The organism is Streptomyces sp. NPDC005791 (assembly GCF_042871485.1).
Taxonomy (GTDB): Bacteria; Actinomycetota; Actinomycetes; order Streptomycetales; family Streptomycetaceae; genus Streptomyces.
Genome location: NZ_JBIAIP010000003.1, coordinates 471,001 through 483,211, shown reverse-complemented (window position 1 = coordinate 483,211; position 12,211 = coordinate 471,001). Strand labels below are relative to the sequence as shown.

The following is a 12,211-nucleotide window of genomic DNA, read 5'->3' as shown; positions in this document are numbered from 1 at the left end:
GGCTGTCACCTGCCGCTCGGCAGGTGAAGGGAGTGGTCCATGAGTGAGTCTGTCGAGACACGGCCGGATACGACCGCGGTGATCACGGAGCCTGTGCCCGATCTGCAGCTCCAGTTGCTGATCCAGCTGCTGGACAGAGAACTGCGCTCCAGTCTGCCGATCACCCTCACTCTGGCCAGTGGTGTACTCCACGGAGATGTGATCGGCCACGAGGCGTGGAAGGCGGACTGGGCGCGCAGCCTCCGGCAGGTCGAGGGCGAGGGCGCGAATCTGATCGCGGAGTTCCCCGAGACGGTGGACCAGGGAATCAGGGAACTGGGTGACGGTGACGGCACTGCGCGGCTGCCGCGCTGGATCCATCTCAGAGACGCCACGCTGGTCTTCGGCGGTACGGGACCGGGATCCCTGCGCCTGCCCCTGTGGCGCGGACGCCTGGCCGACGTGTCGGGCTGGGCGCTGGGGCGGCCGCAGTGACGGTGGCAGGCGTGCCGTCCGACGGTACGCCTGCCCGTCGGACGGCACCTGGATGGTCCCTCCGCCCCGGACGCGCTGTTCGACGACGTGAGGGCGTGCGGGCCCAGCTCCTGGGCCGGGTCGCACTCGTACGGCGAGCCGTGCGTCGTCTGCGGGACGGGCGCTCCGTCAAGCTGACCGGCGGCACCGCCCCGCCGGTCGGCGGCTCCCCGGGGGCCCTTCATCAGCTGTGGACGGCCCCACGCGGTGCCGGACCCCACGTCCATGACCGACGCCCTGTCCCGCCGTCATGGTTCACGCGGGCAACGCGGTCCCCGACTGGGTGTGCAGCGCGGCGAGGAGCCAGTCGTGCGCGGACCCGGGTGTCGGCTCGGGCCGCCCGGCCGGTGGGCTGACGACCTCGGCCGTCAGCTCCCAGTACCGGTCGATGCGCGGATCGGCCGCGAGCTGTCGGGCGAGGACGCGGCGGAAACCCGGAGTGTCCGCGGTGTCGTGGGCGCTCGCGTACGCGGCTACGAACCCGTCCAGCGCTTCCCCCGGGTACGGTCCTCTTTCGTGCCGCATCTCGGCGCCCGCCAGTTCGTACGCCTCGGCCAGACCCGCGTACAGCACGGCCGACGCGCGGGCATCCGCTTCCTTGTGCGCATGGGGCTGGGTCCGGCTCCGTTCCTCCCCGTCACAAGGGCCGGACACCAAGGCGCACAGGCGGGCGAAGGCCAGGACGTGAACCGGATCGGGGTTGTCGGGTGGCTGCGGGACCGCGGCCTCCAGAAACGCCGCGACGGAACGGGCGGGCATCCGCGGCGGCAGCCAGCCGCGCCAGAACCGGGCCAGTGGTGCGGTGGTCGGCGGCGCGGTCACCGCACCGATCAGCCGAAGTCGGCCCGCGCGTTCGGCCGCCGGGCACTCCTGCACCGCGCGGAGAGCCGCCTCCCTCCAGCGCAGCGCCGCCAACTGGGAGCCGAGTGTGCGCAACTGCCCGGCGACGGCGTCCTCCAGAGCGCTGCCGGGGCTCCCTGCCGTCTCCTCCTCGTCCAGGATGCGGCGCACCGCCGACACCGGGAGGTCCATGGTCCGCAGGGAGCGGATCATCCGCAGCCGCTCGAGTGAGTCGGGGCCGTACCTTCGGTGGCCGCCGGCGCTGCGGGACGCCTCGGGGAGCAGGCCGCTGTCGGAGTAGAAGCGGACTGTCTTGACGCTGACTCCCGCACGCTCGGCGAGTTCACCGATGCCGCACAACCCGTCGTACGACGCGCACACTTGAACCTCCCTCAGGGGGAGTTCCTACGGTACCCGCGAGTGGGACCGGGAGTTCGGGCCGGTCCGAGGACGACGGCGTATCGAGGAGAGACCATGACCACGTTCATCCTGGTGTCCGGTGTGTTCACCGGACCGCACGTGTGGGACGACACAGCCGCGCGGCTGACCGCGGCGGGTGCCGAGGTCCGGCCGGTGGCCCTGACCGGACTGGGCGGGACCCGTCCTCCGGTCGGCACGGACGTCGACCTGGAGACGCACATCTCGGATGTCATCGCGGTGATCGACTCGGTCGCGCCCACGGCCGGCCGGGAGATCGTGCTGGTGGGCCACGACTACGGCATCCATCCGGTCCTGGGGGCCGCCGACCGGCGGGCTGAGGCGGTCGCCCGGGTCGTCTATCTGGACTCGGGACTGCCCCAGGACGGGGTCCCCGCCCTGGCCGCCGTGGCCGACGGCGGCCTGCGCGAGGAGGTGGTGCGGGCCGCCGGAGGAAGCACGCAGGGAGGAGGCGCGGCCCTGCCGCCTCCGGCCCGCGACGCCTGGCAGCTCTGGGGAAGCACGGCGGACGTCCCCGACGCGGCGCTCGACCGGCTCACCGCCCTCGCGTCACCGCAGCCTCTGGGCACACTGCTCCAGCCGCTGAGGCTGACCGGTGCGGCGGCCACGGTGCCGATGGCGGGAGTGCTGTGCGCCGGTAACGGGGCGAGTATCGCGATGGTCCAGGCCCAGGTGGACTTCGGAGAACCCTCCTTGCAGGCGCTGACCGATCCGCGGGTGACCTTCTTCGAGCTGCCCACAGGGCACTGGCCCATGCTGTCCGATCCCAGGGAACTGGCGCTGACGCTGCTGAAGGCCGCGGCGGGCGAGGGCCAACGGCTCACTCCTGCGGGCGACAGGCGACCGCGTCCGTTCCTGCTGGACGTGCCCGACCTCCCCCGTGAGCGCACGGAGAACGTCGACCTGTACCTGCCGCCCGCCGCCCGTGGCCCTCACCCGGCGGTGGTCTTCGTGCACGGCGGTCCGGTGCCCCGCGACGCCCGCCCGACCCCGCGGGACTGGCCGGGCCTGACGGGATACGCCCGTCTCGCCGCCGGACACGGAGTGGTGGGCGTGACCCTCGATCACCGTCTGCACGCCGTGACCGACTACGACACGGCCGCCGCCGATCTGGCGGACGCCGTGGAGCGGGTGCGGGCCGATCCGAGGGTGGACGCGGACCGGGTCGCGCTGTGGTTCTTCTCCGGAAGCGGTCCCCTCACCGCGGACTGGATGCGCAAGCCTCCGCCGTGGCTGCGCTGTCTGGCGGCCAACTACCCCGTCATGGCGCCGCTGCCGAACTGGGGAAGGCTCGGCAGCCGCTTCCACCCGGCGGACGCGATCGCTCACGCGGACTCTCTGCCGATCGTGCTGGTGCGGGCCGGCCTGGAGGCGGCCGCTGTCGCGACCACGGTGGAGGAGTTCCTGGCCGCCGCGCACAGGTGCGGGGCCGATGTCGAGGTGATCGACGTACCGAACGGCCACCACGATTTCGAGGCCGTCGACCGGACCGACGAGTCGCGCGAGGCCGTGCACCGCGCGATGCGCACGGTGCTGCGGCACCTGACGGCCTGAGCCGACGGCTTCCGGTGGCCGGACCGGCGCCGGTCCGGCCACCGGATGCGCGGCCGTCGGATCTGCCCGACGCCCGGAGGTGCGCGACGGATTCGACGGCCCGTTCGAGGAGGTTGCCGTGACGAAGAAGGACGACGATCTGGGCCAGGGCGACAAGGTGGCCCGGTAGAGCCACGGCCAGGACGTGACGGGCAAGGTCACCAAGAAGCACACGGACCGCACCCGCGCATCGGGACGGACGGTCGACGCCTCGGACGAGGATCCGCAGTACGAGGTGGAGAACGACACGTCCGGCCGCTCCGCCGTGCACAGGCCCGACGCCCTGCGGAAGAAGCGCGGCGGCTCCGAACCACCGCGAGCGGCACTCGGAGCAGGCACTCGGGTCACCCGGAGAGGCGCGTCCCGTGGCGGCTGCTGGCTTCTGGCCCCGGAACATGATCGGGTCGGCATCCCGTCAGTTGTTCGGGGGAACGAGCCGAGGGACACGGATGACGAACCGACCGAACCCGCCGCCACCGGACACCGTCGTCATGTGCGCCCGACCGGCCCGCGCACCCGGGCCCTGCGGCGCGGGCCGAGGCGCGCTGCCCCCGGAATCGTGACCGGCACCGCCCGGGACCGGGTGGACGACGCCGTCGTCGTGGGCGGCGGCGCCTCCGGACTCTGTCTGGCGCACCTGCTCGCGATGACCGGTGAGGCGGTGACGCTCGTCGAGGCCCCCGACGGACCGCTGCGTCCCGCGGAGCGCACCTGGTGCTACTGGGAAGCGGGCACCGGCGAGTTCGAGGACGCCGTCGTCGCCTCCTGGAAACGGCTGAGGGTGCGAGGGCCGGACGGCGAGGTCATCGAGTCGGACCCCGCGCCCCTGCGTTACCGCATGGTGCGCTCGGGCCCCTTCGAAGGGCTGGTCCACTCCCGCCTCGCCGCGTCCCCGGTGGCACGCGTCCTGCGTGCCACCGCCCATGAGGTGCGTGACGCACCGTACGGCGCCGAAGTGCGCTGCACGACGGCCGGTGGGCGGCCCCTCGTCCTGCGGGGCAGATACGCCTTCGACTCGCGGCCCGTGCGGGGGACGCCCGCGCACCGCACGCTGCTCCTGCAGCACTTCCGGGGCTGGTTCGTGCGGACCGCCGATCCCTGCTTCGAGCCCGGGGTGGCGGACCTCATGGACTTCCGGGTCCCTCAGCCCCGTCATGGCCTCGCGTTCGGCTACGTCCTGCCCCTCGCGCCGGACCGTGCGCTGGTGGAGTACACGGAGTTCTCCCGCGCCCCGCTGACGACAACCGCGTACGAAGCGGCTCTGCGGCAGTACACCGGGGGCGTGCTGCGGCTCGGCGGTTACACCGTGGAGTCGGCGGAGCAAGGTGTCATCCCCATGACCGACGCCCGCTTCCCCCGCCGGACCGGCCGTGCCGTCTTCCGTATCGGCGCCGCCGGAGGCGCCACCCGTCCGGCCACCGGCTACACGTTCGCCGCCGTGCAGCGCCAGAGCCGGGCGATCGCCGCCGCCCTGCATCACGGGGCTCCACAGGTGCCGCCTCCGCACGGCCGCCGGGCGCTCGCCATGGACGCCGTGCTGCTCCGGGCCCTCGACACCGGGCGGGTGGACGGGCCGCGTTTCTTCACCGAGCTCTTCCGTCGCGTCCCCACGGAGCGACTGCTGCGCTTCCTCGACGGTGGGAGCACGCCGTGGGAGGAGTTCGGCATCGGTCTGCGTACGCCCATGGGGCCGATGCTCCGCACCGCCGCGGAACTCCCCTTCCTCGCCCGCCGGGCCACCGGCCTGTCCCAAGAGAGCCCTTGATGACCCTTCTGCGGGACCACGACCTGGCGCGCGCATTCGATGACGCGTCACGAAGGTACGACCGGCTCACCGCGCTGAACCCGGGCTACCGCTCCGACCTGCTCCGCTCGGCCCGCCGGCTGCGGCTGCCGCGTGGCGGCAGGGGGCTGCGGGTGCTGGATCTGGGCTGCGGGACCGGCGCTTCCACACGGGCTCTGCTGCGGGCGGCCCCCTACGCCCGGATCACGGCCGTCGACGCGTCTGCAGGCATGCTGGAGCGGGCACGCGCGAAACGCTGGCCCACGAACGTCCGCTTCGTGCACCGGTCCGCGGAGGAGTTGCCCACCACGGACGACGGCGGCTCGTACGACGCGGTCTTCGCCGCCTACCTCTTCCGTAACGTCACGGAGCCGGGCGAGGTCCTCGAAGCCGTGGGCTCCCTTCTGCGTCCCGGCGGCCGTCTGCTGATCCACGAGTACAGCCTCAGCGGCTCACCCGCGCACCGGGCGCTGTGGAACACGGTCTGCCGGGGTGTGATCATCCCGGCGGGCACGCTGACCGGCGACCGTGCGCTGTACCAGCATCTGTGGCGCAGTGTCCTGGCGTTCGACACCGCGCCCGTCTTCGCACGACGGATCGCCGGGGCGGGGTTCCCCTTCGTGCGGACCGTGCCCGTCGGGGGCTGGCAGAGCGGCATCGTCCATGTGTTCCTCGCCCGCAGCGGTGTGGGGCCCGACGGGCACGAGGCGTCATGAGTGCGCGAAGGCGCCGACCCGACGCCCCCCGGCACGGTCGTGACCGCCGGGCGGAGGTGCTCGTGCCGGAACCGGGATGCGAGCGTTTCACCGGCGAGGCGCCGTCGGCGGCGGTGGTCGGCGGCGGTGTCGCCGGCCTCGCGGCGGCGACCGCGCTCGCCGAACGCGGTGTCCGTGTGACGCTGTACGAACGGGAGGAGACACTCGGCGGCCGTCTCGCCGGGTGGCCCGTCCGCCTGGCCGACGGGTCAGGGACGACGATGAGCCGCGGTTTCCACGCCTTCTTCCGTCAGTACTACAACCTGCGCGGACTGCTGCGCCGCGCGGATCCGGGACTCACGGCGCTCGTCCCGCTGCCGGACTATCCGCTCCGGCACCGCGACGGCACGACGGACGGTTTCGCCCGCGTGCCGAGGACTCCGCCGTGGAGCGCGCTCGGGTTCGTCGCGCTCAGCCCGTCGTTCGGCTGGCGCGATCTCGCCGCGATGGCCCCCCGCGAGGCCCTGCCCCTCCTCGACGTACGGGTCCCCGAGGTGTACGAGCGCTTCGACGGGGTCAGCGCCGAGGACTTCCTGCGCCGGATCAACTTCCCCGAAGCCGCCCGCCACCTCGCCTTCGAGGTGTTCTCCCGCAGCTTCTTCGCCGACCCGCGCGAACTGTCCGCCGCCGAACTGCTGCTGATGTTCCACATCTACTTCCTGGGGTCGTCCGAAGGGCTTCTCTTCGACGTGCCGCGGGAGCCCTTCCCCCAGGCACTCTGGGAACCTCTGGGCGGCTACCTCCGGCGGCTCGGCGTCGACGTACGCACCGGCGCACCGGCGCACCGTGTCCGCCCGTCGGACGGCGGGGAGCTGACCGTGGAGACCGAGGGGGCGGCCGACCGCCACCAGGCCGTGGTCCTCGCTCTGGACACCCGCGGCCTCCGCCATGTCGTGGGAAAGTCGACTGCGTTGGGTGACGCCTCCTGGCGTGCCGACATCGCGGACCTGCGTACGGCGCCACCGTTCCTGGTGTCCCGGTTGTGGCTCGACCGCCCCGTGCGCGGGGACCGCGCGGGGTTCCTCGGCACCAGTGGTTACGACGGACTCGACAACGTCAGCGTCCTGGACCGCTGGGAAGGCGAATCGGCCCGGTGGGCCGCTCGGACGGGCGGCTCCGTGGTGGAACTGCATGCCTACGCCGTCGACGCGGGCGCCGAACCGAAGGAGGTCCAGCGCCGGATGCTCGACCGGCTGCACGAGGTCTACCCCGAGACCACGGACGCCCGGGTCGTGGACGCCCGCCACGAATGGCGCGCCGACTGCCCCGTCTTCGCCGTGGGCGGCTACCACCGCCGGCCGGCCGTTCGCACACCCCATCCCCGCGTCGTGCTGGCGGGCGACCTGGTCCGCACCGGCCTCCCCGTCGCCCTCATGGAACGCGCGGCGACCTCGGGGTTCCTGGCCGCCAACGCGCTTCTCGCCGACTGGGGCATCCGGGGGCAGGTGCTCTGGACGGTCCCGCGTGCCGGGCGCTCCCGGGCCCTGCGCGCCCTCGCGGGTCTGGCCGCGAGGCAGTGACGTTCAGCCGGGAAAGCGCCCGGTGCTCCGCAGCGACCAGCGGCGCTCGGCGTACGCCAGGTCGTCCCGCCAGAGGCGGCCAGAGGTCCGGCGCATCAGCGGCCGGAGGGCGGGCGCGGCGGCGCGCGCCAGGACGAAGCCCCGCCGGTCCGAGGCCGCGACGACGGCCTCGACCACCGCCGTCCGAGGGTCCGTGTCACCGGGGGCGGTGAGCGGCGTGGCATGGGTCTCCACCACCGACCCGGCCCCTTCGCCGTCCGTGATGTGCATGACCACCGTGCGGGGTCCGGGCGCGGTGAACACCGCCCGTACCGGCACCACGAGGCGTCCCGCGACCCTGAACGAGACATCGACGGCAAAGGCGTCGTCCTCGCCGTCCTCCGGGGTACCGGCCACGTCCAGACCGACGAACGCGTACGGGTGGAACCATGATCCGTGCCAGGGGTCGAGCCGGTTGGCGATCACATCCTCGGGTTCGCACCGGCCCACCGCCGTGAACACCGCGTCCAACGCGTCCGCCGCTGCCGGCCTCACCGGGACGGCCGGGCGCTCCAGCGGGGTCTCGCCCCCGGCCCGGTCCAGTCTCACCCAGACCAGCACCCCGTCGTCGTGCACCGGGTACGGCGACCACCCCGGGAACGGCCCGCCGTCCAGGGCCAGTCCGTGCCAGTGGCACAGGAGGGTCCCGCAGACCACCCGGCTGTCGCGCAGCGGGGCTCCCAGGTGGGGGCACTCCCCCGGGCCTGCGCGCAGGGCACCGCCCTCGGACCGCCACAGGACGACTTCCGTCCCGGCGATCGTCCGGCCGTACGGGCGGTCCCCTGCCCCGGTCTCCCGGGAGGAGCCGACGACGTACCAGTTACCGGAGGGCCGGGCGGTGGCCCGCTTCAGCGCTTCGGCGATCATGGTGGGCTTCGCCTCGCGCCAGGTGGGGGCCTGCCGCTCCCATCGGGGGGCTCGCCGCACCCGCAGGGGTGAGGTCCAGGTCGTCCGTCTCCGTGGAACGAGCGTCACCGCAGTGCCTCCGCCTCGGCGGCTTCCGGCGCGGCGGAGGCCGGCCGGGTCCGCATCCGCGCTCCGAGGATCCGTACGAATCCACCCGCGGCGGTGACGGCCCGGCGCCGGCGCGGGACCACTGCACGACGGTGCAGCACCCGGTGGTCGTCGGCGGCGATCGCGTCCAGGATGCCCCGGTACAGGACGAACGCCGTCCGGATGCAGGGCCGTGCCCGTGGCTCCAGCATCGCGATGCCCGGTTCCGCCTCCTGGTACACGGTCCGGATCATCGCTTCGGCATCGGCGAAGGCGGCGCGCAGACGTGGGTCGTGCCGTCCGGTGCGGCGGCTCCATTCCAGCAGGGGCCGGTTGACGCCATGGGTGGCGAGCAGGTCCGCCGGCAGGTAGACGCGTCCGCGGTCCAGGTCCTCCCCCACGTCCCGCAGGAAGTTGGTCAGCTGGAAGGCCACGCCGAGGGCGGCCGCGTGCGGGGCCGCCTCCTCACGGGCCACGACCGTCCCGAGGACGGGCAGCATCTGGAGACCGATCACCGCTGCCGAACCGTGCATGTAGGCGCGCAGATCGGCGTACGTCGGATAGCCGGTCACCGTCAGGTCGCTGCGCATGGACGTCAGGAAGTCGGTGAACAGACCGTGGTCGATGGCGTAGCGCTCGGCGGTGTCCGCCACGGCCCTGACCACGGGCTCGTCGCCGTCTCCCGAGCGCAGCCCGCGGGCCAGGTCGCCCTCGAGCACACGCAGCAGTCGGTCTCGCTCCCCGGGGGGCTGCCGGCGGTCCAGGTCGTCGACGATGTCGTCGGCCCACCGGGCGAAGCCGTACAGCGCGTGTACGGCGCAGCGGCGTTCGACCGGCAGCAGCCGGGTGGCCAGGAAGTACGTACGGCCGTGCCGGGCGTTGAGCCGGCGGCAGTGTGCGTAGGCGGCGCGCAGGGCGGGTCCGGTGATCCCGGCGGCGTCCAGTTCACGGCGGTTCATGTGCTCTGCCCTTCGGGGACGGGGGGACGGCGGCGCGCGCCCGTCGTGCGGGGAAGGCCCGTGACGCGGGCCGCGGCGAGCTTGCCGCTGACGAGTACGGTCGGCACGCCGACCCCGGGGGTGGTTCCGCATCCTGCGAGGACGACGTTGTCGTAGCCCCGTACGAGGTTGCGTGGCCGGAAGGGACCGGTCTGCGCGAAGGTGTGCGCTACGGAGAACGGGGTGCCCGCCGCGAGTCCCTGGTCCGTCCAGTCCACCGGGGTGATCAGCAGCTCCCGGTCCATGGAGGCTTCGAAGCCGTCGAGCCCCCGACGTTCCAGCTCGGCCAGCAGACTGTCCCGGTAGCGCGGCCCCAGGCCGCGCCAGGTGCCGGCGGACGGGCCGGTCGTGGTGTTGGGGCAGGGGGCCAGGACGTAGTGGAGATGCCTGTCCGGCGGCGCGAGGGAGGGGTCGTGTGTCGTGGGGCGGGTGATGAGCAGCGACGGGTCGCTCATCGGCCGGCCGGTCCGGGTGAGTTCGTCGAAGGTGTGCTTCCAGGCTGCGCCGAAGGAGAGTGTGTGATGTGCCAGTTGCGGCCAGGTGCGGTCGGTGCCGGCGTGCAGGATCACGGCCGACGGCGCGTGGCGCAGCGGAACGGCGCGGCGCGGAGCCCGGCCCAGGAGCCGGTGGGCGACGGGTAGGTCCGGAGTCAGGACGACCGCGTCGCAGGCGATCCGCTCGCCCGACGCCAGCCGGACGGCTCGTACCCGACCCGTCGGCCCTTCCAGTGCGCTCACCTCGGCGGACCACCTGAACCGGCCTCCGGCATCGGCTGCCGCGTCCGCCATCGCCCTGGGGAGCGCGTACATGCCGCCCTTGGGGAACCAGACCCCGGCGACCGTGTCCATGTAGGCGATGACGGCGTACGCGGCGAGCGCACGGGCCGGGGCGACGCCCGCGTACAGCGCCTGGAAGGAGAACACCCGGCGCAACCGTGGGTCCGAGAGGAATCTGCCGATCTGTGGATCGAGCCGGCCGAACCCCCCCAGGACCGCCAGCCGGGCCAGGTCCGGGTGCAGGAGCTGGAAGGGCGAGTCGAAGTTGGTGTCGATGAAGCGGCGCATCTGCGTCCGGTACAGCCGCTCCAGCCAGCTCCGCAGCCTGCGGTACCCGGCGGCCTCCGCGGCCCCGGCGAACCGCCGGACCTCGGCCTCCATGGCGTCACCGTCCGTGTGGACGTCCAGCACACTGCCGTCCGCGAACCGGGCCCGGTAGGCCGGGTGCAGGGGGACCAGCTCCACCCTGCGGTGGAGGCTGTCCCCGACGGCGGCGAAGGCCTCGTCCGCCAGGTGCGGCATGGTCAGCACCGTGGGCCCGGTGTCGACCTGGTACCCGCCGAGTGCCAGCCGCCCCGCGCGGCCTCCGGGCCCGGCGTCCCGTTCGACGACGGTCACCCTGCGGCCCGCGCCGAGCAGGTGCAGGGCCGCTGCGAGACCGGACAGGCCGGCGCCGACCACCACCACATGATCCGTGGGGCCGTGGACGGTCCTCACTCGGCCTCTCCGTTCCGCGCCGGGCCGGTGCCCACGGTCCTCGCCACCAGCGCGGCGAACTCGTTCCTGGCCCGCTCGTCCGCTCCGGCGGACGCGAAGTGACGCAGACTCGCCTCCGAGAGGCCGGCGATCTCCTCCTCCACCACCGATCGCGCACCCGTACGTTCCAGAGCGGCGCGCATCCGTTCGACCGATCCTCCGCCGGCGCCGCCGGGGCCGAGCACGGCCAGGGCCTCGGTGTCGCCCGACTCCGCGGCGAGCCGGAGGGCGACCACGAGGAGAGAGGTGAGCTTGCGTGCCCGTAGGTCGTCGTCGGCGGGTTTACCCGTGACAGCGGGGTCGCCGAACGCGCCCAGCAGGTCGTCACGGAGCTGGAAGGCGAGTCCCGCGCACCGGCCGGCGGCCCGCAGCCCGTGCATGGTCCGGGCATCGGCGCCCGCCAGGGTCGCCCCCAGGGCGAGCGGCCGCTCCACGGTGTAGAGCGCGCTCTTCAGCGTCGCGATCTTCCTGGCCTGGGCGGGGTCGGAGGAACCGGTCGCCTGCGCCCGCATGTCCAGGTACTGCCCGGCGACCATCTCGCCGCGCATGGCCTGCCACTCCTGGTGCAGCTGCCCGCCGTACGGGGAGGCCAGCGCGGTCTCGGTGAACAGGTCGTCGGCCCAGGCCAGCGCCAGATCTCCGGCCAGCACCGCGGCGGTGGCCGAGTAGGACTCGGCGGACCCGCGCATGCGGCCCGCCCGGTGCGCCCGGGCGAAGTCCGCGTGCACGGCCGGCGCGCCCCGGCGTACCGGGGATTCGTCCATGACGTCGTCGTGCACCAGCGCGCAGGCCTGCAGCAGCTCCAGGGCTGCGCCGATGCGTGGCGGGGTCCCGGGGTCACCGGTGCCTCCGGCGGCCTGCCACCCGCACCAGACGAAGGCCGTCCGCAGCCGTTTACCGCCGTGCAGGACGAATGCGGCCACCCGGGAGGCCACTTCTCCGGCGAACACGGCGTCCACCCGGCGGGCTTCCCGCAGCCTGAGGCGCAGGTGCTCCGCGAGGACGGTGTCGACGGCCACCGCCGCCTCACCGGCTGTGCGCGGGGCCCGGCCGGTGCCGGGGCGGCATCCGGTGCCTCCCCCGGCCTCTGCCCGCGTGGCCCGTGGACCGAGCATGGAGAGCCCCTTTCGCCCGGTCGCGCCTACGCGTCCACCGGTGCTTCCGCCGCGAGGAACGCGGATGCCCCTATGCCTGCCCGGCGGACGCT

The 12,211-nt window shown here is 73.6% G+C and carries 10 protein-coding genes and 1 pseudogene; 6 read left to right on the top strand and 5 right to left on the bottom strand.

What is annotated here, in order from left to right; translation table 11 throughout:
* Positions 1 to 39 precede the first annotated feature (39 nt).
* Positions 40 to 474: a hypothetical protein gene (locus ACFYSH_RS09245; RefSeq protein WP_359471781.1), complete on the top strand. Its 435-nt coding sequence runs from the start codon at positions 40 to 42 to the stop codon at positions 472 to 474.
* Between the two features lie 294 nt (positions 475 to 768).
* Here the strand turns inward: ACFYSH_RS09245 and ACFYSH_RS09240 are convergent, their stop codons facing one another.
* Positions 769 to 1,734: a MerR family transcriptional regulator gene (locus ACFYSH_RS09240; RefSeq protein WP_388751608.1), complete on the bottom strand. Its 966-nt coding sequence runs from the start codon at positions 1,732 to 1,734 to the stop codon at positions 769 to 771.
* Between the two features lie 93 nt (positions 1,735 to 1,827).
* Between ACFYSH_RS09240 and ACFYSH_RS09235 the strand changes: the two genes are divergently transcribed.
* The 5 genes and pseudogenes from ACFYSH_RS09235 (at position 1,828) to ACFYSH_RS09215 (ending at position 7,442) form a co-directional block, all read left to right on the top strand.
* Positions 1,828 to 3,345: an alpha/beta hydrolase gene (locus ACFYSH_RS09235; RefSeq protein WP_359471777.1), complete on the top strand. Its 1,518-nt coding sequence runs from the start codon at positions 1,828 to 1,830 to the stop codon at positions 3,343 to 3,345.
* A 184-nt stretch (positions 3,346 to 3,529) separates the two neighbouring features.
* Positions 3,530 to 3,658, top strand: a pseudogene (locus tag ACFYSH_RS09230) (DUF2945 domain-containing protein); the annotation flags it as partial.
* A 285-nt stretch (positions 3,659 to 3,943) separates the two neighbouring features.
* Positions 3,944 to 5,149: a lycopene cyclase family protein gene (locus ACFYSH_RS09225; RefSeq protein ID WP_359471876.1), complete on the top strand. Its 1,206-nt coding sequence runs from the start codon at positions 3,944 to 3,946 to the stop codon at positions 5,147 to 5,149.
* The gene (locus tag ACFYSH_RS09220) at positions 5,149 to 5,883 is read left to right on the top strand and encodes a class I SAM-dependent methyltransferase (protein WP_359471775.1); all 735 of its coding nucleotides are present in this window, start codon (positions 5,149 to 5,151) and stop codon (positions 5,881 to 5,883) included. The genes ACFYSH_RS09225 and ACFYSH_RS09220 overlap by 1 nt, the downstream gene beginning before the upstream one ends.
* On the top strand, positions 5,880 to 7,442 hold the full coding sequence (locus ACFYSH_RS09215) for an FAD-dependent oxidoreductase (protein ID WP_359471773.1): 1,563 nt from the start codon (positions 5,880 to 5,882) through the stop codon (positions 7,440 to 7,442). Before ACFYSH_RS09220 ends, ACFYSH_RS09215 begins: the two co-directional genes overlap by 4 nt.
* 3 nt (positions 7,443 to 7,445) lie before the next feature.
* Here ACFYSH_RS09215 and ACFYSH_RS09210 read toward each other — a convergent pair whose 3' ends face one another.
* The 4 genes from ACFYSH_RS09210 to ACFYSH_RS09195 are packed head-to-tail and all read right to left on the bottom strand — an operon-like array spanning position 7,446 to position 12,119.
* The gene (locus tag ACFYSH_RS09210) at positions 7,446 to 8,456 is read right to left on the bottom strand and encodes a DUF5914 domain-containing protein (protein ID WP_359471771.1); all 1,011 of its coding nucleotides are present in this window, start codon (positions 8,454 to 8,456) and stop codon (positions 7,446 to 7,448) included.
* Positions 8,453 to 9,433, bottom strand: a complete 981-nt coding sequence (locus tag ACFYSH_RS09205; RefSeq protein ID WP_359471769.1) for a phytoene/squalene synthase family protein — start codon at positions 9,431 to 9,433, stop codon at positions 8,453 to 8,455. Before ACFYSH_RS09205 ends, ACFYSH_RS09210 begins: the two co-directional genes overlap by 4 nt.
* The gene (crtI, locus tag ACFYSH_RS09200; protein WP_359471767.1) at positions 9,430 to 10,965 is read right to left on the bottom strand and encodes a phytoene desaturase family protein; all 1,536 of its coding nucleotides are present in this window, start codon (positions 10,963 to 10,965) and stop codon (positions 9,430 to 9,432) included. The genes ACFYSH_RS09205 and crtI overlap by 4 nt, the downstream gene beginning before the upstream one ends.
* Positions 10,962 to 12,119, bottom strand: coding sequence for a polyprenyl synthetase family protein (locus ACFYSH_RS09195; RefSeq protein ID WP_359471765.1), 1,158 nt, complete (start codon positions 12,117 to 12,119; stop codon positions 10,962 to 10,964). Before ACFYSH_RS09195 ends, crtI begins: the two co-directional genes overlap by 4 nt.
* Between the last annotated feature and the right edge of the window lie 92 nt (positions 12,120 to 12,211).

Coding starts and splice junctions, on each gene's coding strand:
- ACFYSH_RS09235 (WP_359471777.1), top strand. CDS start 1,828: ATGACCACGTTCATCCTGGTGTCCGGTGTGTTCACCGGACCGCACGTG.
- ACFYSH_RS09215 (WP_359471773.1), top strand. CDS start 5,880: ATGAGTGCGCGAAGGCGCCGACCCGACGCCCCCCGGCACGGTCGTGAC.
- ACFYSH_RS09195 (WP_359471765.1), bottom strand. CDS start 12,119: ATGCTCGGTCCACGGGCCACGCGGGCAGAGGCCGGGGGAGGCACCGGA.
- ACFYSH_RS09205 (WP_359471769.1), bottom strand. CDS start 9,433: ATGAACCGCCGTGAACTGGACGCCGCCGGGATCACCGGACCCGCCCTG.
- ACFYSH_RS09220 (WP_359471775.1), top strand. CDS start 5,149: ATGACCCTTCTGCGGGACCACGACCTGGCGCGCGCATTCGATGACGCG.
- ACFYSH_RS09245 (WP_359471781.1), top strand. CDS start 40: ATGAGTGAGTCTGTCGAGACACGGCCGGATACGACCGCGGTGATCACG.